The organism is Neorhizobium turbinariae (assembly GCF_023223505.1).
GTDB lineage: Bacteria > Pseudomonadota > Alphaproteobacteria > Rhizobiales > Rhizobiaceae > Neorhizobium > Neorhizobium turbinariae.
Map to the genome: position 1 here is coordinate 171,043 of NZ_JALPRY010000001.1, position 24,902 is coordinate 195,944.

At 63.2% G+C, this 24,902-nt stretch carries 25 protein-coding genes and 1 tRNA gene; 9 read left to right on the forward strand and 17 right to left on the reverse strand.

Annotation, left to right across the window (positions count from 1 at the left end; translation table 11 throughout):
- Positions 1-21 precede the first annotated feature (21 nt).
- Positions 22-768 (reverse strand): SIMPL domain-containing protein, encoded by a 747-nt coding sequence (locus M0654_RS00835; protein WP_248681417.1) that lies wholly within the window; start codon positions 766-768, stop codon positions 22-24.
- Positions 769-992: 224 nt separating this feature from the next.
- On the opposite strand from M0654_RS00835, the gene M0654_RS00840 reads away from it, so the two are divergent.
- The 7 genes from M0654_RS00840 (at position 993) to M0654_RS00870 (ending at position 5,996) form a co-directional block, all read left to right on the forward strand.
- Positions 993-1,068, forward strand: a tRNA-Ile gene (locus M0654_RS00840).
- A gap of 310 nt (positions 1,069-1,378) precedes the next feature.
- Positions 1,379-1,531: a hypothetical protein gene (locus tag M0654_RS00845; protein WP_199925111.1), complete on the forward strand. Its 153-nt coding sequence runs from the start codon at positions 1,379-1,381 to the stop codon at positions 1,529-1,531.
- A gap of 80 nt (positions 1,532-1,611) precedes the next feature.
- Entirely contained in the window at positions 1,612-1,890 is a 279-nt protein-coding gene (locus M0654_RS00850) for a hypothetical protein (protein WP_248681418.1), read from the forward strand.
- A 262-nt stretch (positions 1,891-2,152) separates the two neighbouring features.
- Positions 2,153-3,067, forward strand: coding sequence for a glycine betaine ABC transporter substrate-binding protein OsmF (gene osmF, locus M0654_RS00855; protein WP_248681419.1), 915 nt, complete (start codon positions 2,153-2,155; stop codon positions 3,065-3,067).
- Between the two features lie 90 nt (positions 3,068-3,157).
- Positions 3,158-4,324, forward strand: a complete 1,167-nt coding sequence (locus M0654_RS00860) for an ABC transporter permease (protein WP_248681420.1) — start codon at positions 3,158-3,160, stop codon at positions 4,322-4,324.
- Positions 4,321-5,259 (forward strand): ABC transporter ATP-binding protein, encoded by a 939-nt coding sequence (locus M0654_RS00865; protein ID WP_248681421.1) that lies wholly within the window; start codon positions 4,321-4,323, stop codon positions 5,257-5,259. Before M0654_RS00860 ends, M0654_RS00865 begins: the two co-directional genes overlap by 4 nt.
- Positions 5,256-5,996 carry an ABC transporter permease gene (locus M0654_RS00870; RefSeq protein WP_248681422.1) on the forward strand — a complete coding sequence of 247 codons (741 nt, stop codon included), beginning with the start codon at positions 5,256-5,258 and terminating at the stop codon, positions 5,994-5,996. The genes M0654_RS00865 and M0654_RS00870 overlap by 4 nt, the downstream gene beginning before the upstream one ends.
- 5 nt (positions 5,997-6,001) lie before the next feature.
- Here the strand turns inward: M0654_RS00870 and M0654_RS00875 are convergent, their stop codons facing one another.
- The 10 genes from M0654_RS00875 to murA all read right to left on the reverse strand — a co-directional run bounded on the left by M0654_RS00875 (position 6,002) and on the right by murA (position 17,465).
- Positions 6,002-6,922 carry a DMT family transporter gene (locus tag M0654_RS00875; protein WP_248681423.1) on the reverse strand — a complete coding sequence of 307 codons (921 nt, stop codon included), beginning with the start codon at positions 6,920-6,922 and terminating at the stop codon, positions 6,002-6,004.
- Between the two features lie 41 nt (positions 6,923-6,963).
- Positions 6,964-8,079 carry an anhydro-N-acetylmuramic acid kinase gene (locus M0654_RS00880; protein ID WP_248681424.1) on the reverse strand — a complete coding sequence of 372 codons (1,116 nt, stop codon included), beginning with the start codon at positions 8,077-8,079 and terminating at the stop codon, positions 6,964-6,966.
- Between the two features lie 10 nt (positions 8,080-8,089).
- Positions 8,090-9,121, reverse strand: a complete 1,032-nt coding sequence (locus M0654_RS00885) for a serine hydrolase domain-containing protein (RefSeq protein ID WP_248681425.1) — start codon at positions 9,119-9,121, stop codon at positions 8,090-8,092.
- Positions 9,122-9,124: 3 nt separating this feature from the next.
- On the reverse strand, positions 9,125-10,861 hold the full coding sequence (locus M0654_RS00890; protein ID WP_248681426.1) for an ABC transporter ATP-binding protein: 1,737 nt from the start codon (positions 10,859-10,861) through the stop codon (positions 9,125-9,127).
- Entirely contained in the window at positions 10,858-11,691 is an 834-nt protein-coding gene (locus M0654_RS00895; protein ID WP_118850048.1) for an ABC transporter permease, read from the reverse strand. The genes M0654_RS00890 and M0654_RS00895 overlap by 4 nt, the downstream gene beginning before the upstream one ends.
- Entirely contained in the window at positions 11,691-12,653 is a 963-nt protein-coding gene (locus M0654_RS00900; RefSeq protein ID WP_248681427.1) for an ABC transporter permease, read from the reverse strand. The genes M0654_RS00895 and M0654_RS00900 overlap by 1 nt, the downstream gene beginning before the upstream one ends.
- A 37-nt stretch (positions 12,654-12,690) precedes the next feature.
- Positions 12,691-14,211, reverse strand: a complete 1,521-nt coding sequence (locus M0654_RS00905) for an ABC transporter substrate-binding protein (protein ID WP_248681428.1) — start codon at positions 14,209-14,211, stop codon at positions 12,691-12,693.
- Positions 14,212-14,259: 48 nt separating this feature from the next.
- Complete coding sequence (murQ, locus tag M0654_RS00910; protein ID WP_248681429.1) at positions 14,260-15,183, reverse strand: N-acetylmuramic acid 6-phosphate etherase; 924 nt, start codon at positions 15,181-15,183, stop codon at positions 14,260-14,262.
- A 111-nt stretch (positions 15,184-15,294) separates the two neighbouring features.
- Entirely contained in the window at positions 15,295-16,212 is a 918-nt protein-coding gene (locus tag M0654_RS00915; RefSeq protein ID WP_248681430.1) for an N-acetylglucosamine kinase, read from the reverse strand.
- Positions 16,209-17,465, reverse strand: coding sequence for a UDP-N-acetylglucosamine 1-carboxyvinyltransferase (gene murA / locus M0654_RS00920; RefSeq protein ID WP_248681431.1), 1,257 nt, complete (start codon positions 17,463-17,465; stop codon positions 16,209-16,211). Before murA ends, M0654_RS00915 begins: the two co-directional genes overlap by 4 nt.
- A gap of 194 nt (positions 17,466-17,659) precedes the next feature.
- Between murA and M0654_RS00925 the strand changes: the two genes are divergently transcribed.
- On the forward strand, positions 17,660-18,511 hold the full coding sequence (locus M0654_RS00925; RefSeq protein ID WP_248681432.1) for a MurR/RpiR family transcriptional regulator: 852 nt from the start codon (positions 17,660-17,662) through the stop codon (positions 18,509-18,511).
- Positions 18,512-18,520: 9 nt separating this feature from the next.
- On the opposite strand, the gene M0654_RS00930 is transcribed toward M0654_RS00925, so the two are convergent.
- The 3 genes from M0654_RS00930 to M0654_RS00940 all read right to left on the reverse strand — a co-directional run bounded on the left by M0654_RS00930 (position 18,521) and on the right by M0654_RS00940 (position 20,823).
- Complete coding sequence (locus tag M0654_RS00930) at positions 18,521-19,171, reverse strand: class I SAM-dependent methyltransferase (protein WP_248681433.1); 651 nt, start codon at positions 19,169-19,171, stop codon at positions 18,521-18,523.
- A gap of 74 nt (positions 19,172-19,245) precedes the next feature.
- Positions 19,246-19,872, reverse strand: coding sequence for a 2-dehydro-3-deoxy-6-phosphogalactonate aldolase (locus M0654_RS00935; RefSeq protein WP_248681434.1), 627 nt, complete (start codon positions 19,870-19,872; stop codon positions 19,246-19,248).
- A gap of 18 nt (positions 19,873-19,890) precedes the next feature.
- On the reverse strand, positions 19,891-20,823 hold the full coding sequence (locus M0654_RS00940) for a 2-dehydro-3-deoxygalactonokinase (RefSeq protein ID WP_248681435.1): 933 nt from the start codon (positions 20,821-20,823) through the stop codon (positions 19,891-19,893).
- Positions 20,824-20,981: 158 nt separating this feature from the next.
- Between M0654_RS00940 and msrA the strand changes: the two genes are divergently transcribed.
- Positions 20,982-21,506 (forward strand): peptide-methionine (S)-S-oxide reductase MsrA, encoded by a 525-nt coding sequence (msrA, locus tag M0654_RS00945; RefSeq protein ID WP_248681436.1) that lies wholly within the window; start codon positions 20,982-20,984, stop codon positions 21,504-21,506.
- A 68-nt stretch (positions 21,507-21,574) separates the two neighbouring features.
- Here the strand turns inward: msrA and M0654_RS00950 are convergent, their stop codons facing one another.
- The 3 genes from M0654_RS00950 to M0654_RS00960 form a co-directional block, all read right to left on the reverse strand.
- Complete coding sequence (locus tag M0654_RS00950) at positions 21,575-23,008, reverse strand: aldehyde dehydrogenase family protein (protein WP_248681437.1); 1,434 nt, start codon at positions 23,006-23,008, stop codon at positions 21,575-21,577.
- A gap of 72 nt (positions 23,009-23,080) precedes the next feature.
- Complete coding sequence (locus M0654_RS00955; protein WP_248681438.1) at positions 23,081-24,361, reverse strand: TRAP transporter large permease; 1,281 nt, start codon at positions 24,359-24,361, stop codon at positions 23,081-23,083.
- The gene (locus tag M0654_RS00960) at positions 24,361-24,882 is read right to left on the reverse strand and encodes a TRAP transporter small permease (RefSeq protein WP_118850036.1); all 522 of its coding nucleotides are present in this window, start codon (positions 24,880-24,882) and stop codon (positions 24,361-24,363) included. The genes M0654_RS00955 and M0654_RS00960 overlap by 1 nt, the downstream gene beginning before the upstream one ends.
- Positions 24,883-24,902: the final 20 nt, after the last annotated feature.

The window sequence follows — 24,902 nt, forward strand, 5'->3', positions numbered from 1 at the left end:
TGGCGAGAGGAACGACGGTTGTTACTGGTCGAGCTGGAAGGTGACGTTGACCGTCACACGATAGGTGTTCTCACCGGCGGCGACCGGAACGGATTCCGCCGCCATGTCCTTGGCCATCGCCATGCGCATCATCGGCTGCGGCGGGCGGGCGGTGTTCTCGCTGATCTCGATCACCCGGCCAAGCTTGACGCCGGCCGCCTCCGTCAAGGTCTTGGCCTTGTCCAACGCTTCGGCAACGGCCGCCTTGCGGGCATCCTTCATGGCGTCTTTCGGATTGTCATTGGTGAACTCGATCTGGCCGCCCTGGTTGACGCCGAGCTTCACCGACTTGTCGATAATGCCGCCGAGCTTGTCGAGGTCACGGATCTTCAGCGACACGCCGTTCGAGACCTCGTAGCCGATGATCTTCGGCGGCTCGACCACGCCATCCTTCGGCTCGGTATGGCGGTATTGCGGATAGATCGAGAAGTTGCTGGTCTGGATGTCGCGATCAGCGATGCCTTCGGCCTTCAGCGCCGCCAGCACCTCTTTCATCGCCGCACTGTTGGCCGAAAGCGCGGCATCGGCCGTCTCTCCATTGCGCACCACCGACAGGCTGACAACCGCCATGTCCGGAACGACCGAGGCTTCGCCTTCGCCGGACACCCGGATCAGCGGCTCGCGCGGGCGCGGCTCCTGGGCCGCAGCGCCTGATGTCCATGAGCTTGCCGCAGCAAGGCTCAGGATCGCGGCAAGCGCAAGACGTGACTGTGTTGGCGCAAGGCGCATGGTGTTCTCCCGGTCTGAAGGCGCATCGTGGGATTCTCCCACCGCGCCGGATGTTGAATAACGGCAACGAGCAGGACTTATAGCTGCCAGACTCACTGCCTGGGAACATTGGTGGCGGGCGATTGTGAACCTATTGCGGCGACGGCTTGTCCAGGAAAGGGAATTGCGCTAGAGCGAGCCTCAAGGCTGGGCGGACCATTGCGCTCATCCTCGTCTCGATCGGCGGGCCTGTAGCTCAATGGTTAGAGCCGGCGGCTCATAACCGCTTGGTTGGGGGTTCGAGTCCCTCCGGGCCCACCATTTTCATTGAAAATTCCAAAAGAATGCTGATGTTGCTCATCGTGTTCAGCAACCCATGCAATTGCCTGGCCGACGATCCGCCGTGGAGCTCGCCGCGATGGCCTCTGTCACTATTCCGGTACAGTTTGCACGGCTCTCTCCGCTGACCAGTTCGATGCGGGTCATCTAACGTCGCTGGAGGATTGCCGTCTGATCTTTTTGATCATCCGCTCCGACAACACTCGCAAAACGCCTCCATCCTCCCCATATGAGCATCACGGGGCAATGGCCCCGGTCGCGATTTGCGGCCAGAAACTTCCGGAGAAAAATCATGAGCCACGAAAAAGGCGCTGCTGCGCCTCTCACACCCGTTGTCGTCGCGAAGAAATATCGCATTGCCGTCGAGGACGCCGCTGCGATCCTGGAACAATACGGCGATGACGCCAAGGCCGTCCACAAGGCCGCTCGCCGCATCGCGGCTTGACCCATCATCCGGTGATGGCGCGGGAACATTGCCGGGAACCCGACGTTGAAGATCGAATCCAACAATGGGGACCTTCTCAAATGGCTCGCGACATCGCTCACCAGATATCCATCCTTCAGGACCAACTCGCCGACCTGAGCCGGAGCTTGACCCGGCAGGCATCGTCGAGTGCCAGTGACGCCTCGGCGACGCTTGGCCCGCTTGCCCGCCACGCGGCAAGCCACCTGCGCCAGCATGGGCTTGACCTGACGCGCCAGGCACAGCGCAACAGCACTGCGACAGGCGTCGCCCTCGGGGCGCTCGCCGCCGGCACGCTTCTTGGCTTCTTCCTTGCCGGTAGCCTGCGCAAGGACGACTAAGCCCTTCAAGATCAAAGAGATCGCTATGCCTCGCCCGCGTGCGTTTCACGCGTGCGGGGCATTTCTGTTGTTTGGATCACCCATTCTCGGGGACGGCGGAGCCGTCCGAATGGCGGTGAGGGGGGTGCCGTTGAAAATTTCTTGTCGCGGTTTGGCCGGAGAACTCGTAGGCTCGCACGAGTGCCCTAGATAAACGTCCTGTTGTTGCTCTTGTTCAAAACCAAGGCGCGTGATCGGCGCGCGATGCGAAGGAATCTTGGCCATGTCGTTCAAAGCGAAGTTCGTCGGAATTGCACTTGCAGCCAGCCTCGCCGCCACGGTGGCGCAGGCCCAGGTCGTCGTTTCCTCCAAGATTGATACGGAAGGCGGCGTGCTCGGCAATGTGATCCTCGCCATGCTCAACGCCAATGATATCCAAACGACCGACCGCATCCAGCTTGGCGCCACCCCGGTGATGCGCAAGGCGATCACCGCCGGCGAGATCGATATCTATCCTGAATATACCGGCAATGGTGCCTTCTTCTTTGAAAACAAGGCCGACGAGGCGACGTGGAAGGATGCGGCCAACGCTTACGAGACGGTGAAGAAGCTGGACTACGAGGCAAACAAGATCGTCTGGTTGTCGCCGTCGTCCGCCAACAACACCTGGGCGATCGCGTTGCGCCAGGATGTTGCCGATGAAAACAAGCTGAAGACGCTGAGCGATTTCGGCAAGTTCGTGTCGGAAGGCGGCAAGGTGGTGCTGGCGGCTTCGTCCGAATTCGTCAACTCGGCTGCGGCGCTGCCCGCCTTCCAGACCACCTATGGTTTCACACTGAAGCCGGACCAGTTGATCACGCTCTCGGGCGGTGACACGGCCGCGACGATCGCGGCTGCCGCCAACCAGACCAACGGCGCCAATGCGGCGATGGTTTACGGTACCGATGGCGGCATTGCGCCGTCGGGGCTCGTGGTGCTCGAGGATGACAAGGGCGTGCAGCCGGTCTACCAGCCCGCGCCGATCATCCGCGAAGAGGTGCTGAAGAAGAACCCGAAGATCGAGGAGATCTTGAAGCCCGTCTTCGAGAAGCTTGATCTCGTGACGCTGCAGGAACTGAACGGCCGTGTGCAGGTGGGCGGCGAGCCGGCCAAGGCGGTTGCCGAAGACTTCCTGAAGAAGAACGGCTTCCTGAAATAAGGTCCGGCCGGCGTCCCGTCTCTTCGCACTGGCGACATGAAGACGGACGCCAATGCCAACCCGCGAAGTGCTTAGCGCGCAGGAGGCGGATTGAGGTTCAGGTTCGACAAACTCGGGATCGTGATCGCCGTGCTTGCCATTTACGGGCTGCTGGCGAGCCCGTTCGCCGTGCTGAAGCCGAACCGCATCCTGCAGGGGCAGGCCAAGACCGTGCTCGAGGCTCTGCCGCCGCTGGCGGGTGGGGTGCTTGTCGCCGGACTGGCGCTCGCGATCGTCATTGCGCTGGTGCGCGCGCCTGCGACCTTGAGACTGATTGCGGCGGTGAGCGCACTTACCGGTCTCGTGCTTGCCATGGGGCAGGCGGCTGGCTTCCTCACGCCGGACGGCAATACCTACGCCCGCGTCTCGCCCGCCTCCGGTTTCTGGATCCTGTTGTTTGCCTTCGCATTGCTGACGGCGGATGCCATTACCCGGCTTCAGCCGCCACCTTGGTTGCGCGTGCTGTTACTCGGCGCCGCGGCGGTGGCGATCGGCCTGCTGTTCGTCTCCGGCAGCTGGAACGGGCTGTCGATCATGAAGGAATATGCTGGCCGGGCGGATGTCTTCTGGAGCGAGGCGGGCAATCATGTGAAGCTGGCGCTCGGCTCACTTGTCGCGGCCTCAATCGTCGGGCTGCCGCTCGGCGTCCTGTGTCACCGGGTCCGCTGGCTGCGGGCAAGCGTGCTGAACCTGCTCAACCTCATCCAGACCATTCCGTCGATCGCGCTGTTCGGCATCCTGATCGCGCCGCTAGCATGGATTGCTGCCAATGTTCCGGGAGCGTCCGAAGCCGGCATCCGTGGCATCGGCACGGCGCCGGCCTTCGTGGCGCTGTTCTTGTATTCGCTGCTGCCGATCGTCGCCAACACCGTCGTCGGTCTTTCCGGCGTGCCGCGCGAAACGAACGAAGCGGCGCGCGGCATCGGCATGACGAACCGGCAGCGCCTGTTTCAGGTCGAAATTCCGCTGGCGCTACCGGTCATCCTCACCGCGATCCGCATCGTGCTCGTCCAGAACATCGGCATGGCAACGATCGCCGCGCTGATTGGCGGCGGCGGTTTCGGCGTCTTCGTGTTCCAGGGGATCGGGCAGACTGCCATGGACCTCGTGCTTCTCGGCGCCGTGCCGACGGTCGCGCTCGCCTTTGCTGCGGCCGTCGTGCTCGATGCGCTGATCGAGATGAATTCCCGTGTCGCCAAGGGAGGGCGCGCCGCATGATCGAGATCGACGCGATAACCAAGCGGTATGGTGGCCTTGCCGTCGTGGACAACGTCTCGATGGTGATCGAGCCGCGCACGATCACCGTGATCGTCGGCACCTCCGGTTCGGGCAAGACCACGCTTCTGCGCATGATCAACCGGCTGGTGGAGCCCACCGAAGGCGTGATCCGGCTTGATGGCGAGGATAATCGCTCGATCCCCGGTTACGACCTGCGCCGCCGCATCGGTTATGCGATCCAGGGGCATGGGCTCTTTCCGCATCGCACGGTGGCGCAGAACATTGCCACGGTGCCGGGCCTGCTTGGCTGGGAGAAACGGCGGATCGACGCCAAGGTGGAGGAGTTGCTGACCCTGTTCCAGCTCGATCCCGCCGTCTTCGCCGCGCGTTACCCCCATGAACTGTCGGGTGGCCAGCAGCAGCGGGTGGGTGTCGCGCGGGCGCTCGCGGCCGAACCCAACGTGCTCCTCATGGACGAGCCGTTCGGGGCGCTCGACCCGATCATCCGGGCCAAGGCGCAGGAGGATCTGAAAGCCATCCAGAAGCACCTGGAAACGACCATTGTCCTTGTGACTCACGACATGAATGAAGCGTTCCATCTGGCTGACAAGATCGCGGTGATGGACAAGGGCAGGGTACTTCAATACGGCCCGCCTGCTGAACTCATCAGTGCGCCGGCGGAGCCATTTGTCGGTGCGCTGGTGGGCGATGGGGACCGGCCTTTCCGGCTTCTGGCGATCGGCGCGACGGGCGCGATCGTGGAGCCGGGCGAGGCTGATGGCGAGCCGATCTCGGAGACGAGCTCGCAGCAGGACGCGTTATCGGCCATGTTGTGGACCGGACGCAGGGCGCTGCCTGTCATCTCCGCCTCGGGTCTGCCGATGGGCCGGGTCACGCTCGACAACCTCGTGAAGCATGCGGCAAGGCCTCAATGAGGTTTGTTCCGCTCCTGTTGCGCCTGCTTCTTTTTGCCGTGCTGGTCGGCTTCCTCGTGTCTCCCGACACGTTCGAGTGGTTGCTCAGGCCGCTGGTGGATGGCGGTACTCCGGCGATCTATAACCAGGGAAGCCTGCTTTCACTGACGCTGCAGCATCTGGAGATCGTTTTTGCGGCGACGCTCGCAGCAGCAATCCTGGCGATCCTGCTGGCGATCCTCGTCACGCGATCGTTCGGAGCGGAGTTCCTGCCGTTGTCGCGCAGCCTCGTCAATATCGGCCAGACCTTTCCGCCCGTTGCCGTGCTGGCGCTTGCCGTGCCGGCGGTCGGCTTCGGGGCGAAACCGACGTTGATTGCGCTCTTTCTCTACGGGCTGCTGCCGATCTTTGAAAACACGCTGACGGCGCTTCAAAACCTGCCCCGTTCGGTCACGGAGGCGGCGCGCGGATCCGGCATGACGGCGATGCAGCGTTTGCTGAAGGTCGAACTGCCGCTGTCCCTGCCGGTCATCATCGCGGGCATACGGCTGTCGGTCACGATCAACCTTGCCACGGCCACCATCGGCTCGACGGTGGCGGCGAAGACGCTCGGCGAGGTCATCATCGCCGGCTTGCAGTCCAACAACCTGGCCTTCGTACTGCAGGGAGGGCTGGTGGTCGGCGCGCTTGCCGTGCTGATCTATGATGCCCTGTCGGCGCTGGAAGCCATGCTGAGCCGCAGGCTTGGCCTGCGCTAGAGCGGTCAGCCGTGGCTCGACTCTGTCGGCACGATCGGCTCCACATCCTGCTTCAGGTTTCCGCGGTGGAAGATGAAGAGACCGGCGAGCACGATGATCGCCGCGCCAAACAGCGTCTGCGCATCCGGGAAGTCACCAAAGAAGGCCCAGCCAAACACCACCGCCCACAGCAGGAGCGTATATTGCAGCGGCGCCAGGAGGGAGGCAGGCGCGAGTTTCAGCGAGCGGGTGATCAGCAGGTGGGCGGTGCAGGCGACAATGCCGAGAAGCAGCAGCGCCAGAAGTTCACCAAAGGTGAACGGGCTCCAGTTGCCGACCGTCAGGAAGGCGCCGGCCACGAGGCAGGCCAGCGTCTGCCATGTCACGAGCGTTGCGTCTGATGTGGAGCGCAACATGCGGCTGAGCACAATCGTCAGCGCGAATGACACGCTGCCGACAAGGCCGAAGATCGATGGCCATGCCAGCATTTCCTCAGAGGGCCGCAGCGCGATTACGACACCGATGAAGCCGATGAGAACCGCAAGCCAGCGGCGCCAGCCGATCCGCTCGCCAAGCAGGAAGTGCGACAGCGCCGCCACATAGATCGGGCCCGCCATGTAGAAGGTCATCACGTCCGCGAGCGGCAGATAGGCGACGGCCGCGTAGAACAGGCCGGTATCTGCGGTAGCAAGCACGATGCGCAGCAGGTGGAGCGAAGGCTGCTCGACCCGGTAGAGGGCCGACAGCGGCTGGCGCGACAGCATGGGCCCGAGAACGGCGAAGGCGCCAACGGAGCGGATCAGCAGGACTTGGCCAACCGAGAAGCTCGCCACAAGCCATTTGCCCATCGCGTCGTTCAGCGCGAACATGAAGTCGCCGAGAAGCATCAACAGCACGCCAATCACGACGGCGTTGCCGCCAATCGCGTAAGCCGTACGCTTGTTCATGATGTTCAAGCGCTCCTGACGCTGCTGTGATACGCCGCGACTTAGCCTGCGAGTCGCCCACCTTGCAAGGGCTTTGGTGCACCAGTTGTGGTGGGAAAGCTGATCGGTAGGCCGCGCAGCACGCGCACCGCCAGATAAGCGAAACATTCCGCCTCCACCGCATCGCCGCGCCAGCCGAATTCGTCAGCGGACACGGCGGTGACGCCGGCACGGCTTTCCAGCATCGACATGATCGTTGGGTTATGCCGGCCGCCGCCGGAGACGATCAGCCGCTTCGGGCGGCGCGGCAGGAGATCGAGCCCCTTGCCGACAGCCGCAGCGGTGAAAGCGGAAAGGGTGGCGGCGCCCGTTGCATCATCCAGCCCGTCCGCCATTGCGGCGGTGAAGTCGAAGCGGTCGAGCGATTTCGGATAAGGCGCGTTGAGGTAAGGATGTTCGAGAAGCTTTGCGAGACGCTCATCATCGACCTTGCCGGAGGCACCCAGCTTGCCGCCGCGATCCATGTCGCCAAGGCCACGGGCCTTCATGAAATCATTAAGCGGCGCATTGGCCGGTCCGGTGTCGAAGCCGATGATCAGGTCCTTGCCGTCCCACCAGCTGACATTGGCGACGCCACCAAGGTTCAAAACGGCGCTGTCGCCCGTAGTATCGAGGCTGCGCAAGAGTGCAGCATGATAAGTGGGGGCAAGCGGCGCGCCCTGGCCGCCGGCACGAACGTCAGCCGAGCGGAAATCATAGGCCACCTTGCAGCCGAGGATGGAAGCCATCAATTCGCCATTGCCAAGTTGGCGGGTGGCACCGATACGCTCCCTCGTCGGGGCGCGGTGCAGCACGCTCTGGCCATGGAAACCGACAATGCCAATATCGCCCATGGAAAGGCCGGCGCTCGCCACCAGTTCCTTCACCGCCTGGGATTGGGCGAGCGTCAGTGCTTCCTCGGCTTGCGCAAAGATGGCGGGATCCGGGCCTTCGAAGTTCCAGGCGCGGGCCTGGCTCAGCGTTTCTTCCAGCAGCGAGCGGATTTCCGGCGGATAGGGGTGGAGCGTGTAGGCGCCGAAGGTCTCGACCGTTTCGCCATCCGTCTTCAGCAGCGCCACGTCGATATTGCCGTCAAGCACGGTTCCGGTCATCAGGCCGACGGCCCAGATTGGCTGCATGTCGAAGTCCTCAATGCTGGTTGAACAGGTCGCAGACGGTCTGCCGAAGCGCAAGAATGCAGCTGTCGAAATGGCGGGTCGGATGGACGCGGTTGGTGAGCAATGTCACCGCGCGACCGCGTTCGAAGTCGATTAGCAGGCTGGTGCCGGTGAAGCCGGTATGGCCAATCGTGTCACGGCTGCAGAGGCTTCCGCCCCACCATCCGTCGAAGGGATGTTCCCAGCCGTGCGTGCGCTTGTTGGAGAGCGGCGTCCGCATCAGCCGGATCGCCTGCTCGGAAGCTCCGGTGCCGTCGAGCAGGCCCTGGGCGAAGTCCAGGACCGAGGCAACGGTCCCGAACAGGCCGGCATGGCCGGAGCCCTGCAATGCATAACAGTTCTCGTCATGCACCTCGCCGCAGATCACCCGGTGGCGGAAGGCACAGTCCTCGGTCGCGGCGGTAACCTGTGGGTCGGAGGACCAGGCAAAACCCGCGCCTGGATCAAGCTCCCGCACCGTTCGAACCTTGGCCAGTCGCTCCAGTACAAAGCCGAGCAGAATGAAATTGATGTCGGAATAGACGGGCGGACCAGCACGCCACTCCCGCTGCAGGATGAAGGCGCGCAACAGGTCCGGGTCGCGGTCATAGGTGTAGATCGGTTCGACGCCGGGGAAGGGCGTCTGGTGGCCAAGGCACTGGCGGAATGTGACCTTCCGCTCCCAGGCGTCGGCATGATACTGCCGGAAATCCGGCAGGAGCGTCGCCACCGGTGCGTCGAGGTCGACCACGCCGTCATCAACGAGCTTCAGGATGCGCGTCGTGGTGAAGATGACCTTTGTCAGCGAGGCAAGGTCGAACCAGGTGTCGAGCGTCATCGGCCGCTGGTGAGGCATGATTTGCGCCGAGCCAACCGCCCGCGTCACGCGCCCGTGCTTCAGGTCGATGATACCGAGTACGCCCCCCGGAATGCGTTTTTCTTCGACAGCTTGTTCAAGAGGCGCGAACGCGCGTTCGAAGACTGCCGCCAAACCCGCATCTGCTGTGCCAAGATGTTCAGCCATGGCTCAAGCCTCTGCCCTTGCACGGTGATCGGCACCATAGTCCCGCCACCGTGCTTCCGGTGGTTCATAACCCGGCGGACGAACAAGCGACGGCACCTGGCGCGTGTCGATCTCGAAGCGCTGGTTGCGGCGGTCGATGCTCGGCACCGCGGAGATCAGCCGCTTGGTATAGGAATGCTGCGGGTTGGCCAGCACGGATGCCGCTTCACCGATCTCCACAATTTCGCCCGCATACACCACGGCAATGCGGTGCGCGATGCGCTCCACCACCGCCATGTCATGGCTGACGAAAAGGTAGGCGAGGCCAAATTCCTTCTGCAGGTCAACGAGCAGTTCCAGCACCTTCGCCTGAACCGAAACATCGAGCGCCGAAACGGCCTCGTCGAGCACCACGATCGACGGGTTGAGCATCAGCGCGCGGGCGATGCAGAGCCGCTGCCGCTGGCCGCCGGAAAACTGGTGCGGGTAACGCTCCAGGCTGTCTTCCGGCAGTCCGACGCGCTGCAGCAGCGCCCTCATCTTCTCGCGCGTCTCGCTCGTCACCTTGCCTCCGGCGGCGATCACCGGCTCGGCCAGGATGCTGTCGATGCGCAGCCGCGGATTAAGCGAGGCGTAGGGGTTCTGGAACACCATCTGCGTCGCCGGGTCGGTGGCGTCCGAAATGCTGCCCTTGTGGGTAACAAAACGCCCCCGGGTGGGCTTCACCAGCCCCAGGATGGCGCGCGCAGTGGTGGATTTGCCCGAGCCACTTTCGCCGACGATCGCCAGGGTTTCGCCGGGCATCAGGTCAAAAGCGACATTCTCCACCGCATGAACCGCGCCTTGAGCCCGGCTGAACAGGCCGTTCTTCACCTTGAACCGAACCGTCAGGCCATCGACGCTCAGGGCAGCCGGTTCCCCCTGCTTGCGCTGGAAGTCGGTGCGGGCGGCGCGGCCGGATTCGAAATGCGGCACGGCGCTCAGAAGATGTTTTGTATAGGAATGCTGCGGCCGGTCGAGAACCGCGTCGAGCGCGCCTTGCTCCACCGCCTGGCCCGCCTGCATCACCATCACCTTGTCGGCAATGCCGGCAACCAGCCCGATGTCATGGGTGATGAAGATCATCCCCATGCCGGTCTCGCGCTTCAGTTCGGCAAGCAGCGCCATGATCTGCGCCTGCACCGTCACGTCGAGCGCCGTTGTCGGTTCGTCGGCAATCAGCAGGCGCGGGTTGCAGGCAAGCGCTGTCGCGATCATCACGCGCTGGAGCATGCCGCCGGAAAGCTGGTTCGGCGCATATCTAAGCCGCCGCGCCGCATCGGGAATGCGCACGCGGTCAAGCGCATCCTTGGCGGCGGCGGTCGCCTGCCTGCCGGTCAGGCCGCGGTGCAGACGAAAACTCTCCTCGATCTGGGTGCCGATCGACAGCACGGGATTGAGGGAGGTCATCGGCTCCTGGAAGATCATGCCGATCTCCGCGCCGCGGATCTTTTCCAGCACCGGTTCGGAGGCCTGTGTAAGGTCCAAGACACTGCCATCGGCGCGGGTCAGGTGGATCGAGCCGCCGATGATGCGGCCGCCGCCGAAATCGACGAGGCGGTTGATCGATAGCGCGGTGACCGACTTGCCGGAGCCGCTTTCGCCGACAATCGCGAGCGTTTCGCCAGCCTCGAGATCGAAGCTGACGCCCTTGACGATCTCGTTCTTCGCGGGATCCTGGCCAAATCCGACGCGCAGGTCTTTGACGGAAAGAAGCGTCATGCGGTGCGGCTCCTCGTCTTGGGGTCGAGGATATCGCGCAGAGCGTCACCAAGCAGGTTGAAGCCCAAAATGCTGATCATGATGGCAATTGCCGGGAAGATCAGCAGCCAGGGCGCCTTTTCCATCAGGTTGCGGCTGTCGGCCAGCATCAGGCCTAGCGAGGAGGCCGGCGGCTGGGTGCCGAGCCCGAGGAAAGAAAGCCCGGCTTCGGTCAGCAACGACCAGGCAAGCGCCAGCGTCACCTGCACGGTGAGGGGTGCTACAAGGTTGAGCAGCAGATGGCGGGTCAGGATGTAGGTCTTGCTCGACCCGAAAGTGCGTGCCGCATCCACGAACTCGCGCGACTTGATTGATAGCGCCGGGCCGCGCACCACGCGTGTGAAGATCGGCGTGTAGACGATGGCAATCGCCGCAACGCTCGTCCAGGTACCGGGGCCTGCAATCGCGATGATGAGGAGCGCAAGCAGGATTGCGGGAAACGCGAGCAGCACATCCATCACGCGCATGACAAGGCCGTCCCACAGCTTGCCGAACCATGCGGCGGTCAGGCCGAGCACGGTGCCTGCGACGCTTGCGATGGCGACGGCGGAGATGCCGACAAGGAAGGACTGTCCGACGCCCTTCATCAGGCGGCTTGCGACGTCACGCCCGAAGAGGTCGGTGCCCATCCAGTAGACCGCACTCGGCGCCTTCAGCCGATCGATGCGGTATTGCTGCAGCGGGTCGTGCGGTGTCAGGTCAAACAGGCCGAGCAGGGCGATCACCACGTAGAGAAGGACGATCGCGCCGCCGATACGGCCGCTGGGATGGGAAAAAATCGCACGCAGCATCAGCCGCCCTCGCCAAGACGGATGCGCGGATCGAGCGCCACATAAAGAAGATCGACGAGCAGATTGACCACCAGGAAGTTGAAGGCAATGAACAGGACGCAGCCCTGGACGAGCGCGTAATCGCGCTGGAGGATGGCTTCGAGAACAAGGCGACCAAGGCCGGGCAGGGCGTAGATCTGCTCGACAAGCACCGCGCCGCCGAGAAGGTAGCCGAACTCGACGCCCGAAAGCGTCACGACCGGGATCAGCGCATTGGGAAGCGCATGGCGCCAGATTACCCGCCGCTTCGGAACGCCCTTGGAGCGGGCCGTGCGGACATAGTCGTCGGAGAGGACGTCCAGCATGGCCGAGCGGGAGATGCGGGTGACGGAGGCGGCAAAGGCGAAACCGAGCGTCACCGCCGGCAGGATCATCTGGCTGAGGTTGCGCAGCGGGTCCACCGAGAACGGCGTGAACTCGCCCATGGTCGGCAGGATGCCGAAGCCCGCCGACAACGCGTAGATGAGAAGCAGGCCCACCACGAAGTTCGGCGTCGACTGGCCGATCATCGCGAAGATGCGCACGCCAAGGTCGGACGGGCGCTCTTTGCGCGTGGCTGCAAACACGCCGGCAGGCAAACCGACCGCAAGCGCCACGACCATCGCCATGATGGCGAGCTGGAGGGTGAGTGGAAAGCGCTCCAGGATGATGGAGAGCACCGGCTTGCCGTGCGTCACCGAAATACCGAGGTCGCCCTGGAAAACGCCTAGCAGCCACTTCCAGTACTGGATGAGGATCGGCTGGTCGATGCCGAAATATTCGGAGAGCGCGGCCCGTTGCGCAGGCGTCAGCAGGCCGGCTTCTGTCCCGAGCATCGCGGTAATGGCGTCGCCCGGGATCATGCGGATCGCAAAGAAGACGAGGATGGAGACCCCGAGCATGACGAGCGGAAAGGTCAAGAGCCGTCGCGTCAGGTAGTTCATGAGATCTCCAAGCCCCGAATTGTTGGCAGGACGCTCCTTACTGGAGCGTCACCTTGGTGAGGCCGAAGAGCGAACCTTCAGGCGTCGTTTCGAAGCCGGACACGTTCTTCTGCTGCGCGGTGTAGCTGAAGGAGGTGTAGAGCCAGACCCACGGCGCCATTTCGGCGATGTGCTTCTCGAACTCGGCGAAGATTTCCTTGCGCTTGGCCGGATCGGTTTCTTCGCGGCCCTTCTGCATCAGGCTGTCGAGCGTGTCGTCGATGTAGTTCGCGACCTTCTGGAGGTTGCCGTTCTTCGTCCAGTAGCGGTTGTACATGGAGTAAGGGTCGGCGCGGCCACCGTTCAGCGCCACCGCCATGTCGAAGTCACCCTTCAGCCAGGCGTCGACGTAAACGTTGAGCTCCATCATCTTGATGTCGAGCTTGACGCCGATTTCGGCGAGCTGCGACTGGATGACCTGGGCTTCGGCGGCAGCGGTTGCCGGTTCGCCATTGGCGGCAATGACAGTGGCGGTGAAGCCATCGGCAAAGCCGGCGTCGGCCATCAGCTTCTTCGCCTTGTCGATGTCCTTCTTGTAGCAGAACAGGCTGCTCGGATCGCTGGTGTAGCCCGGCATCGTCAACGGGCCGGTCACCTTGCCTTCGCCGACAGAGGCCGTGTCCAGCACGTCCTGGCGATCAACTGCGCAGGAAATCGCCTGGCGGACAGCGAGGTTGTCCATCGGCTTGCGCGAGGCGTTCAGCTGCAGGACATGGTAGGCGAGCACCGGAGTGCGGTTGAGCACCAGGTTCGGCTCGTCCGGAACAAGCGTCGCGACCAGCGGGTCGTTGATGAGGGCGAAATCGACCTGCTTCGTGCGCAGGGCCGCGAGGATTGCCGTTTCATCCGGCAGGACGCTGATGTCGATGCCATCGATCGCGACCTTGCCGCCGGCCCAGTCCTTGTTGGCCGACAGCGTTTCCTTGGAGTTCGGCACCCAGTTGTCCAGCTTGAACGGACCGGAGCCAAGTGCCTTCGTGCCGACCGTGCCGGCAGCAATCTCGGCGGCCGGAACGATTGCGGCATTGATGCTCGCCATCGCCGTCAGCAGCGGAACATCCGGCTGCGACAGCTTGAAGACAACCGTCTTGTCGTCCGGCGTCTCGATCGTCTCGATCGACAGGAAGTTGGCGCGGGCGGCCGCGGCGGTCTTTTCGTCAAGCAGGCGCTCGAAGGATGCCTTCACGTCCGCTGCGGTGACCGGCTTGCCGTCCTGGAACTTGGCGTTCGGGTCGAGCTTGAAGGTCAACTGCTTTGCGTCGGCTGCGAACTCCCAGGAGGTCGCAAGCGCCGGGACGATCTGCAGGTCCTTGTCGAAACGCACCAGCGGTTCGTAGATCAGTTCAAGAAGACGGATGGACGAGAAAGCCGTCTGCTTGTGCGGATCAAGCCCTGTTGCGTCCTGCTTCCAGGCCATCTTCAGCGTTGCTGCCGATGCCGGCGCGGCGATGGCCGCTGCACCAAGCGCTACGCCAAGCGCAAGGCCTGTAAGGGCTTTGGTCGTGAAATGTTGTCCCATGTTCTTCTCCCAGTGTTTGTGTTGTTTCACCGCGCTTCCGGCGCGGCTTTATCCTGTCTTGTCATTGATTGCAGCGCGAAGGAAGCCGCCAGCTTTAGCAAGTGCGGTGCGCGCCGTTTCGACATCCATCCCCGTGAGCACGATCAGGATCGCCAGCTTCACGTCGTTCCCTGTCTGGTCGAGGACACGCTTGGCCTCCTCCAGATCGCAGCCGGTCGCCTGCATGACGATGCGCGCGGCGCGCGCCACCAGCTTCTGGTTGCTGGCGTTCAGGTCGACCATCAGGTTCTGGTAGCTTTTGCCGATCCGGATCATGCTCGCGGTGGTCAGCATGTTCAAGACGAGCTTCTGTGCGGTGCCGGACTTCAGGCGCGTGGAGCCGGTCAGGATCTCCGGCCCGACCACCGGCGAGATGGCGATATCGGCAATCGCGGCGATGACAGAGTCCGGATTGCAGGACAGGGCGACGGTCTTGGCGCCAAGTGACTTTGCGTAGGTCAGTGCGCCGATGACATAAGGCGTGCGACCGCTGACGGCGATGCCGACCACCACATCGTCTGCCGTCACATTGATCGACTGCAGGTCCAGTTTGCCTTGCTCGAGATCGTCTTCGGCGCCCTCGACGGCATGGCGCAGCGCATGGTCGCCACCGGCAATCAGGCCGATCACCATGTCTTCCGGGACGCTGAAGGTGGGCGGGCATTCGGACGCATCGAGGACGCCGAGCCGGCCGCTCGTGCCGGCGCCGATATAGATCAGCCGCGCGCCCTTGTTGAAGGCCTTGACCGTTTCATCAACCGCTTCGGCAATATCTGGGATGACACGCTGTACGGCGGTGGCGACCGTCTGGTCCTCGTCGTTGATGCGGCGCAGGACGTCGATCGTCGGCAGAAGGTCGATATCCATCGAGCGTGGGTTGCGATTCTCGGAGACCAGGTTTTCCAGCTCGGAAATCAGCCTTGCATCGCTCATGGGTCCACCTTCGCTCCGTCACGTGGACAACGACCAGCCAGCACTGCTCCCTCCACCTTGAGGCAAGGATTAGGTTCATCCATTCCTTCTGTCAACGAAGAAAGGAATAGATTATTCCGCGTCAACAGGCGGTGGCGCTCGGCTTGCGTCTTCGCCTGCGGACCGGCGGGCGAGGATGATGGCGCCGGATACGGCATCGCCGTCGGCTGGCTTCAGGCGGCGTCGCACATCCGGCGAAAGCCAGGCCTGCAGGGGGCTCGCCAAGCCGCCAAGAAGCGTCACCCGCGGCGCGCCCTGGTCGAACAGCGTGCGCACCAGCGTATCGATGTGCTCGGCAGCCGACTGGACAATGCGGCGGCCCGCGGCATCGCCCTGGTCCGCGTGGCGCATCACCATCGGGGCAAGGGCGGCGTAGTCCGTCGCGGAAGAGCGGTCCATCCAGGCGACAGCCTCCATCGGGTCGCCGTGGAAACGCTGCATCACCTCTGACAACAGCGCGGTCTTTTCGATCCGCCCGTCATTGGCGCGTAGCGCCATCTGGATCGCTTTCAGGCCCAGATCGGCGCCGCTTCCTTCATCCGATATCGGAAATCCGTAACCGCCGATGCGGAGGTTACGGCCTTCGGCAAATCCAAGTCCGATCGAGCCGGTCCCGGCAATGACGATTGCGCCATCGCGGCCGGAATGTGCGCCGAGGCACGCCCCCATTCCATCGCTGACGAAGTCGACGCTGGCAAATGGTGTCGGGATGGTGGAAAGCGCCTCCAGCGCGCCGATCCGGCCGATGCCGGCAAGTCCGATCCCGACATGGACGCGACCAAGATCTTCATCTGAAAGCTCGGCCTCCTCGATCGCTGCATTGAAGGCGCGGGCGATGGACGCCCAGGCTTCCTCGATGCCAAGCCGGGTGGTGGCAGGGCCGGAGAGGCCTTGGCCGAGGACGTTTCCTGTTTCATCTTCGATGCGCGCTCGGCAACCGGTGCCCCCGCCGTCGACGCCGAGAAAGTAGCGCTGGCTGCCCTTGCTCATGCGCTCAGCCGCTCGATGTCTGCGCCGCAAAGCTTCAGCTTGCGGTCGAGCTGCTCATAACCGCGATCGAGATGGTAGAGGCGGTTGACGATCGTCTCGCCCTCCGACACCAGCCCCGCCAGCACGAGCGACACCGAGGCCCGAAGGTCGGTTGCCATGACCTGCGCGCCCTTGAGCTTTGCCCCGCCGCGAACCAAAGCCGTCGTACCTTGAAGCGAGATGTTCACACCAAGCCGCATCAGTTCCGGCACATGCATGAACCGGCTTTCGAAGACAGTTTCGCGGATCAGCGACGCGCCTTCGGCGCAGGCAGCAAGCGCCATGAATTGCGCCTGCAGATCCGTCGGGAAGCCGGGATAGGGCTCGGTGGTTAGGTCGGCGCCTTTGAGTGGCCCGTCGCGGGAAACAACAAGACCGCGGTCGCTCGGCCAGACGCTGACGCCCATCGCTTCCAGCGCCTGCACGACAGACGCCATGTTCTCAAGCCGCGCATTGGTGAGTTCTAGCATGCCGCCGGTGATCGCCGCCGCCACCGCATAGGTTCCGGCTTCGATGCGGTCGGGGATGCCGTGATGCTTGGCCGGCTGCCATGTGGTGGAACCTTCCACCAGGATGCGGTGCGTGCCGGCGCCCTCGATCCTTGCGCCCATGGCGGTCAGACAGGCGGCCAGATCCGCGACTTCCGGTTCGCGGGCGGCATTCAGGATTTCGGTCTCACCCTTGGCCGTGGTCGCGGCCATCATGGCGGTTTCCGTTGCACCAACGGAGGGGGAGGGCAGGACGACACGCGCACCCGTCAAACCACCCTTGGTCGAGGCGACGATCAGGCCATTCTCGATGTCGATCTCCGCGCCGAGCGCAGCAAGCGCCTTGATATGCATGTCGACCGGGCGTGCGCCGATCGCGCAGCCGCCGGGAAGCGACACGCGTGCTTCTCCAAAGCGCGCAAGCAGTGGCGCAAGCACAAGCACGGTCGCGCGCATCCGGCGCACGGTGTCGTACGAGGTTTCCTTGGAAAGGATCGCCCTGGCGTCGATCGTCGTGGAGTGCGCGGCGCGGGAGACTTCGGCTCCATGCAGCGCCACAACATTCAGCATGTTCTCGACGTCGCTCACCTGCGGCAGGTTGGTCAGTTCGAGCGGGTAGGGGCTTAAGAGCGCGGCCGCGATCTGGGGCAGGGCAGCGTTCTTGGCTCCCGAAATGGTGACGGCGCCCTGAAGCCGCTGCCCGCCTACAATTCGAAGTCTATCCATGAAGAAATCCGTCCCAGAAGAGCGCGCCGTCGCTGTTCTGGCGAACCCTAAACCGAATGGTGCGGCTGTCAATCACGCGGAATATTTTATTCCAAGGCGCGGTCTCCGGTATAATATCCCATGACCTCACGCTGGCTGGGTGCTAGGGTGCAGGTCCGTAAGTCGATCGACCAGCGCCAGTTGCGGATGAACGCATGTCAGTCCTGAAGAAGATCAACGCACAGCTTGAGATAATGGCCCCGGCTGATCGCGAGATCGGCCAGTTCATCCTCGACAACCCGGACCAGATGCTGCGGCTCTCGTCGGGCGGGCTTGCCGCGGAGACCGGGCGCAGCCAGTCCAGCGTCGTGAAGTTCAGCCAGAAGCTCGGTTTTGCCGGTTATCAGGAGCTGAAGCTCGCGGTCAGCGAAGCCAAGGCGCAGGAACGCCATACTGCGCCGGGCATGATCCACGGCAGCATCGAGGTGGGTGACAGCTATCTGACCATCTTGCAGAAGCTGATCGGCAGCAAGATGCTTGCCATGCAGCAGACGCTCTCCGTCAATAGCGAGCAGGACATCGGCCGAGCGCTGACGGCGCTCGATGAAGCGCGCCGGATCCACATGGCCGGCGTCGGCGCCTCGTCGCTCGTGGCTCGCGACTTTTCCTATAAGCTGATGAAACTCGGCCGCAACGTCCTGCATGACAGCGACAGCCACGTGCAGATGGCCAATGTTTCGACCCTGCGCAGCGGCGACGTGTTGTTTGCGCTTTCCTATTCAGGCAGCAGCATCGAGACCTTGCGGATCGCCGAACTGGCGCGCGATCGTGGCGCGACCGTGATTGCGGTGAGCGGCTTGAGCGGTGGCCCGCTGGCGCAGGTCGCGGATATCCGGCTTCATACGGTCGCCGATGAGGAACGCGTTCGGTCCTCCGCGATCACCGCCCGTGATGCGCAATTGATGCTGACCGACCTGCTGTTCATCCTGCTTGTGCAGCGGCAAAGCGATGCGAACGAATATGTTCAAAAAAGCGAGCAGGCGGTCTCGGTGCTCAAGACAAGGTAGCTAGCCGCCTCAGGCCGACAGCCGGTGCTTGAGCCGCATCACCTTGAAGAATCCGTTCGGAAACACCGGGCGGATTTCGGCCACCTCGAAATCACCACGACGGGCGGCCCAGTCGGCAATTCGCGAAATACGGAAGGCGGAGCTCCAGCCGACGCGGTGCGCAAGCGGCGCCACGACTTCCTCGATTGCACCCTGCAGACCGCGGCCATGCCCGAGCTTGCTGGCGATGATGATCTCGCCGCCGGGCTTGAGCACGCGGGCACATTCGTCGAGCGCCCGTTCCGGATCCGGGATCAGCGTGATGACGAACGGCAGGCATACGGCGGTGAACGAACGGTCCGCGAAGTCGAGGTGGTGCGCGTTCATCACATGCAGCGCCTTGACGTGATCCAGCCCCTGTCGCTCCACCTTTTCGCGGGCCTTGGAGATCATGTGTTCGGAGAGATCCACGCCGGTCACGCGGCAGCGGGCGGGATAGTGCGGCAGGATGAGACCTGTTCCGACGCCCACTTCCAGGATATCGTCACCGGCGTCCGCGGCGAGCTTGGCAACCGTGCGATGCGCATCGCCGAGGAAACCCCGGTAGACGCGGTCGTAGATCGGCGCCCACTTCTGGTAGACCTTCTGCTGATGTTCGATGCTGTGGTTGATCTTTGCCATGACTGCCCCTTGTGATGGTGCTGCGGCAACCCACGGACGCCGGATTTGGTTCCCGTTCGCCGCGATAGCGGCGATTAACCCCGCGCCGCCTTCATTGCCTCGATGAACCGGATGGCCTGCGCTCTTACGGATGCGACGTCAGCGCCCGGCTTGTAGAGCGACGAACCGATGCCGAATCCGGCCGCGCCCGCCTTCACGAAGTCTGCCATGTTGTCCGGCGTCACGCCACCGACGGCGAGAACCGGAATGTCCTTCGGCAGGACCGCCTTCCACGCCTTGATCACGTGTGGCGGGATCGCCTCGGCGGGGAATGCCTTGATGCCGGTTGCACCGGCCTCGATGGCCGCAAAGGCCTCCGTCGGTGTTGCGACCCCCGGCAGGCTCACCATGTCCGCCTGTCGTGAGGCCATGATGACGTCCGGATTGGCGTTCGGCGAAATGATCACCTTGGCGCCGGTCGCCGCAACATCGGCAACCTGCGCTGGCGAGAGCACGGTACCGGCTCCGATCAGTGCCTGATCGCCGAACCGCTTCACCAGTGTCTCGATGCTTTTGAGCGGTTCCGGCGAGTTGAGCGGCACCTCGATGATGCGCCAGCCGGCTTCAATGAGAACCTCACCCACCGCTTCCACCTCATCCGGGCGGATGCCGCGCAATATGGCGACGAGATTGCAGGAGGCTAGGGCCTGTTCCAGGTTCATGTCGAACTCCTTGATCAACTATCGTGCGGCTTCGGCCGCGATCAGCATGATGCCGCGTTTTGCCGCATCTACGGGGCCGATGTCGACGCTCAGGCGGAAGAGCGGGGCGATGCGGCTGTAGCGGCTGTTCAGGATGTTGTTTCCGACAATGCCGATGGCATCCCCATCCGTGAAACAGCCCGCGGCACGAGCCTGGCGGAACTCGGAGCCGATGACGAGCCCGGAAACATAATCCATGATGTCCTGCGGCTTCAGCTTGCCGTCGAGCACGCCGGTGCGGGCGCTGAAGATCGCCGACAGGAAGGCATCTGCGGCAGCCTCATTGCTGGCGGCAAACTCGGCGCCACGATCGAAGGCCGCCCAGTTCGGCTCCGAGCCAGGGGCAGGCTCCTCCGCCTTGGCGATGAATGAATGTTTTGTCAGCAGCGCAAAAACTTCGCCGGTCGCATAAGTCTGGAAGCCCTCAATGCGGCCATTCTTGATGCGCGCCCATTTGCTGTGCGTCCCGGGCAGAACGAGCGTCCGATCCGTCTCCAGGCCAAAGCCGACGATCTGGGTTTCCTCGCCGCGCATCACATCCGGGAACGGTTTGGCGGCCGGGTTGCGCATGCCCGGCAGGAAAGTGACGACCGCGCCGTTCGCGAGCGTCTGCGTTCGAGTGCCGCGCGCCAGTTCTTCCACGCCGCCGGGCGTATCGACATAAGGAACTTCAAGCCAGCCGTTGCGGCTGGTGATCATGCCGCTGGCGATGACGGGCAGGGGGCCATGAGCGGTGAACCAGGCGCCCACCGCCTCCATCAGTGCTGCTTCGAACGCACCGTCCTTGACGAACTGGATGCCGCCGCTGCTCGTCTCCTTGGTGTCGATCGTCTCGCCGCTCCCGGAAACGAGCATGGCACGCAGCGAGCTTGTGCCCCAATCGAGAATGATCGAGGTCGGTTTCGGCGTCATAAGGAATCCTCCGCAGCGTCTGCGCCCCTCGATAACCTGTGCGGCATTCCTCTGTCGAGGGGCCGAACGCGCGGCGCCGTCGCCTCCAGGTATTCGACATTGAATATCGGCGCCCGGATCGCCATTTTAGGCGGGAAACCAATTCCAAGGAGGAAAGCATGACGACGTCTACCGAACGGGCCGTTCTGGCCGGCGGCTGCTTCTGGGGCATGCAAGACCTGATCCGACGCCTGCCCGGCGTCATCTCCACCCGCGTGGGCTATAGCGGCGGTGACGTGCCAAATGCGACCTATCGCAACCACGGAACGCATGCGGAAGCGATCGAGATCATCTTCGATAGCACCAAGACCAGCTACCGCGATATCCTGGAGTTCTTTTTCCAGATCCACGACCCGAGCACCAAGAACCGCCAGGGCAATGATATCGGCATGAGCTACCGCTCCGCGATCTACTACGAGAACGAGGAGCAAAAGCGCATCGCCGAAGAAACCATCGCCGATGTCGATGCGTCCGGCCTGTTTCCCGGCAAGGTGGTGACGGAAGTCGAGCCGGTCGGTGATTTCTGGGAGGCGGAGCCGGAGCACCAGGATTACCTGGTTCGTTACCCGAACGGCTATACCTGCCATTTCCCACGGCCGAACTGGAAGTTGCCCAAGCGCTCAAGTGTGGCAGCTGCCGAGTAATCAATCATTGGACAAAAAAGGCCCTGCCGCGGCAAACGGCAGGGCCTTTTTCATGCGTGCTTTTCCAATTAGGCCAGCGTATAAGCCGTCTTTACGACCGTGAAGAATTCGGCGGCGTACTTGCCCTGCTCGCGCGGACCGAACGACGAAGCCTTGCGGCCACCGAACGGCACGTGGAAGTCGACGCCGGCGGTCGGCAGGTTGACCATCACCATGCCCGCTTCCGAATTGCGCTTGAAGTGGGTGGCGTATTTCAGGCTCGTCGTGGCGATGCCGGCCGAAAGGCCGAACGGCGTGTCATTGGCAACAGCGAGCGCCTCCTCGTAATCCTTCACGCGGATGACCGATGCGACCGGCCCGAAGATTTCCTCGCGAGAGATCCGCATCTGGTTGGTGGCTTCCGTAAACAGCGTCGGTGCCAAGTAGAAGCCGGGCGTCTCGCGCTTCACGAGGTCGCCGCCGAAGGCGAGCTTCGCGCCTTCCTGCTTGCCGATCTCGATATAGTCCGTATCCGTCTTCAGCTGCTTTTCGTCCACCACCGGGCCGATATGGGTACCGGCCTTCATGGCGTTGTCGACGTTGAGGGTCTTCAGCTTCTCGGTCAGAGCCGCGACGAATTTGTCGTGGATGCCTTCCGTCACGATGATGCGCGAGGAGGCCGTGCAGCGCTGGCCGGTGGAGAAGAAGCCGGAATTGGCGGCCGCTTCGACGGCGACGTTGAGGTCGGCGTCATCCAGGACGACCATCGGGTTCTTGCCGCCCATTTCAAGCTGGAACTTGCGATTGTGCTCGATGGAAGCGAGCGCCACGCGCTTGCCCGTACCGGTGGAGCCGGTGAAGGTGATGCCGGCGAGATCCGGGCTGTCGAGCATGGCCTGGCCGACGACCGAGCCGCGGCCCATCACGAGGTTCAGAACGCCCTTCGGCAGACCGGCGCGGTGCATGATGTCAACGATCGCCCAGGCGCAACCCGGAACGAGGTCCGCGGGCTTGAAGACAACGGTGTTGCCGTAGGCCAGCGCCGGCGCGATCTTCCAGGCCGGGATGGCGATCGGGAAGTTCCACGGCGTGATGATGCCGATGACGCCGAGCGGTTCGCGGGTGATCTCGACGCCGATGTTCGGGCGGGCCGAGGGAACGACTTCGCCGGTAAGGCGCAGTGTCTCGCCTGCAAAGAAATCGAAAATCTGCGCGGCACGAATAACTTCGCCGGTGGCTTCGGGAAGGATCTTTCCTTCCTCACGCGCGAGAAGCGCGCCAAGCTCGTCCTTGCGGGCAAGGATCTCGTCGGAGGTCTTCTTCAGGATCGCGTGGCGCTCGAGAATGCCGGAACGCGACCATGCCGGGAAGGCGGCCTTGGCCGCGGCAATCGCCTGCTTTGCGTCTTCGGCGCTGCCCTGCGCATACATGCCCACGACATCATTCGTGTCCGAGGGGCTGATGTTCTTGGACGCGTCCGTGCCGACCCATTCGCCGGCAATGAGGTTCTGATAGATGGTCATGGGCCTCTCCCTTATGTGGAAGGTCCCGCCTTGGAGAGCGGGACCGGAGGAAAACTGTTAAGCGTCTGCTGGCTATTTGAAAAGGCTTGGCAGCCACAGAGATAGCGCGGGAATGTATGTCACGAGCAGCAGCACGGCGACGCTGGCGCCAAAGAACGGCCAGATCGTTCGCATCGCCTCGCGGATCGAGATGCCGCCCACCGCGCAACTGACGAAAAGAACGGTGCCGACCGGCGGCGTATTCAACCCGATGCCGGCGTTCAGGATCATCACCACGCCGAAGTGGACCGGGTCGATGCCGAAGGCCTTGACGACCGGCAGCAGGATCGGCGTTGCGATGATGACCATCGGCGCCATGTCCATGAAGGTGCCGAGCACCAGCAGGATGACGTTGATCATCAAGAGCACGATGATCGGGTTGTCGGAGATCGCACTGATCGCCGAAATGATCAGGGTCTGAACCTGGAGGAAGGCCATGAGCCAGCCGAAGGAGGCGGCGGTGCCGATGACCAGCAGCACCATCGCGGTGGTGCGCACCGCACCCATCACGGCTTCGACAAAACCTTCCCAGTTCAATTCGCGATAGACCAGCATCGCGACGAGGAAGGCGTAGAGCACGGCAATGCAGGAGCTTTCCGTTGCCGTGAACACGCCCGAACGAACGCCACCGAAGATGATGGCGATGAGGAGGATGCCGGGCAGCGAGGCCAGGAAATAGTAGCCGACGCGCGCAATGCCCGGGAAGGCATCGGCCGGATAACCGCGCTTTACCGCAACCCACCAGGCGGTGAGCATCAGGGCGCCGGCAAGCAGGATCCCGGGCAGGATGCCGGCGGTGAAGAGGTCGGCCACCGAAACATTGCCGCCCGCTGCGATCGAATAAAGGATCATGTTGTGCGACGGCGGGATCATCAGCGCGATGATCGCGGCATTGGCGGTCACGTTGACTGCGTAGTCCCGGTCATACCCACGCGCCGCCATCTGCGGGATCATCAGGCCGCCGACAGCGGAGGCATCCGCAACGGCGGAGCCCGAGATGCCACCGAACAGGGTGGAGGCAACGACGTTGACCTGACCGAGGCCACCGCGCAGGTGTCCAACAAGGCCGGCCGCAAAGCGGATCAGCCGCGTGGCAATGCCACCGCGCACCATCAGGTCGCCCGCGAAGATGAAGAACGGGATCGCCATCATGGCGAAGACGTTCATGCCGGAGTTCAGCTGCTGGAAGATCACGATCGGCGGCAGGCCGATGTAAAGCACGGTCGCGAAGGACGCGATGCCGAGGCAGAAGGCAATCGGCATGCCGATGATCATCAGCGCCGTGAATGAACCAAAAAGGATGGCATAAGCCATTATGCAGCCTCCTGCACGAGGACGTCGGCCGCCACGTCGACACCGATGATGATGTCGGCTAGGCGCTCCAGGGCGAAGACGGCGATCATCGTGCCGCCGAAGATCATCGGGAAGAAGTCGGTGCCGCCCGGCCAGCCGAGAACCGGAATGGTCGCGGACCAGGTGCCCTGGGCGAGCAGCGTCGAGTAATAGGTCATGGCGAGCCCGAAGAGCACGATCAGGACGAGGCTGGTGATGTCCATCGCCTTCTGGATGACGGGCGGCACCACGTGGCGGACGATGTCGAGCCCCAGGTGCACGCTTTCGCGCACGCCGACGGCGGCGCCGAGCATGATGAACCAGGACATGAGGTAAAGCGACAGCGGCTCGGACCAGCTGGGCGAGTCGTTCAGCACGTAACGGCCGAACACCTGCCAACCGACGATGAGCGTCATCCCGATCATGCCGATCCCGGCAATATAAAGCATCAGGCGGCTGAGCCCGCCCAAGATCGGCCTGATGGCCAACATGAAGTTTCTCACGAACCTGTCCTCCACGATCC

What these genes read in the sequence shown, in the direction of transcription:
- M0654_RS00835 (WP_248681417.1), bottom strand. Translation starts at nt 768, where the DNA reads ATGCGCCTTGCGCCAACACAGTCACGTCTTGCGCTTGCCGCGATCCTG.
- M0654_RS00845 (WP_199925111.1), top strand. Translation starts at nt 1,379, where the DNA reads ATGAGCCACGAAAAAGGCGCTGCTGCGCCTCTCACACCCGTTGTCGTC.
- M0654_RS00850 (WP_248681418.1), top strand. Translation starts at nt 1,612, where the DNA reads ATGGCTCGCGACATCGCTCACCAGATATCCATCCTTCAGGACCAACTC.
- osmF (WP_248681419.1), top strand. Translation starts at nt 2,153, where the DNA reads ATGTCGTTCAAAGCGAAGTTCGTCGGAATTGCACTTGCAGCCAGCCTC.
- M0654_RS00865 (WP_248681421.1), top strand. Translation starts at nt 4,321, where the DNA reads ATGATCGAGATCGACGCGATAACCAAGCGGTATGGTGGCCTTGCCGTC.
- M0654_RS00870 (WP_248681422.1), top strand. Translation starts at nt 5,256, where the DNA reads ATGAGGTTTGTTCCGCTCCTGTTGCGCCTGCTTCTTTTTGCCGTGCTG.
- M0654_RS00875 (WP_248681423.1), bottom strand. Translation starts at nt 6,922, where the DNA reads ATGAACAAGCGTACGGCTTACGCGATTGGCGGCAACGCCGTCGTGATT.
- M0654_RS00880 (WP_248681424.1), bottom strand. Translation starts at nt 8,079, where the DNA reads ATGCAGCCAATCTGGGCCGTCGGCCTGATGACCGGAACCGTGCTTGAC.
- M0654_RS00885 (WP_248681425.1), bottom strand. Translation starts at nt 9,121, where the DNA reads ATGGCTGAACATCTTGGCACAGCAGATGCGGGTTTGGCGGCAGTCTTC.
- M0654_RS00890 (WP_248681426.1), bottom strand. Translation starts at nt 10,861, where the DNA reads ATGACGCTTCTTTCCGTCAAAGACCTGCGCGTCGGATTTGGCCAGGAT.
- M0654_RS00895 (WP_118850048.1), bottom strand. Translation starts at nt 11,691, where the DNA reads ATGCTGCGTGCGATTTTTTCCCATCCCAGCGGCCGTATCGGCGGCGCG.
- M0654_RS00900 (WP_248681427.1), bottom strand. Translation starts at nt 12,653, where the DNA reads ATGAACTACCTGACGCGACGGCTCTTGACCTTTCCGCTCGTCATGCTC.
- M0654_RS00905 (WP_248681428.1), bottom strand. Translation starts at nt 14,211, where the DNA reads ATGGGACAACATTTCACGACCAAAGCCCTTACAGGCCTTGCGCTTGGC.
- murQ (WP_248681429.1), bottom strand. Translation starts at nt 15,183, where the DNA reads ATGAGCGATGCAAGGCTGATTTCCGAGCTGGAAAACCTGGTCTCCGAG.
- M0654_RS00915 (WP_248681430.1), bottom strand. Translation starts at nt 16,212, where the DNA reads ATGAGCAAGGGCAGCCAGCGCTACTTTCTCGGCGTCGACGGCGGGGGC.
- murA (WP_248681431.1), bottom strand. Translation starts at nt 17,465, where the DNA reads ATGGATAGACTTCGAATTGTAGGCGGGCAGCGGCTTCAGGGCGCCGTC.
- M0654_RS00925 (WP_248681432.1), top strand. Translation starts at nt 17,660, where the DNA reads ATGTCAGTCCTGAAGAAGATCAACGCACAGCTTGAGATAATGGCCCCG.
- M0654_RS00930 (WP_248681433.1), bottom strand. Translation starts at nt 19,171, where the DNA reads ATGGCAAAGATCAACCACAGCATCGAACATCAGCAGAAGGTCTACCAG.
- M0654_RS00935 (WP_248681434.1), bottom strand. Translation starts at nt 19,872, where the DNA reads ATGAACCTGGAACAGGCCCTAGCCTCCTGCAATCTCGTCGCCATATTG.
- M0654_RS00940 (WP_248681435.1), bottom strand. Translation starts at nt 20,823, where the DNA reads ATGACGCCGAAACCGACCTCGATCATTCTCGATTGGGGCACAAGCTCG.
- msrA (WP_248681436.1), top strand. Translation starts at nt 20,982, where the DNA reads ATGACGACGTCTACCGAACGGGCCGTTCTGGCCGGCGGCTGCTTCTGG.
- M0654_RS00950 (WP_248681437.1), bottom strand. Translation starts at nt 23,008, where the DNA reads ATGACCATCTATCAGAACCTCATTGCCGGCGAATGGGTCGGCACGGAC.
- M0654_RS00955 (WP_248681438.1), bottom strand. Translation starts at nt 24,361, where the DNA reads ATGGCTTATGCCATCCTTTTTGGTTCATTCACGGCGCTGATGATCATC.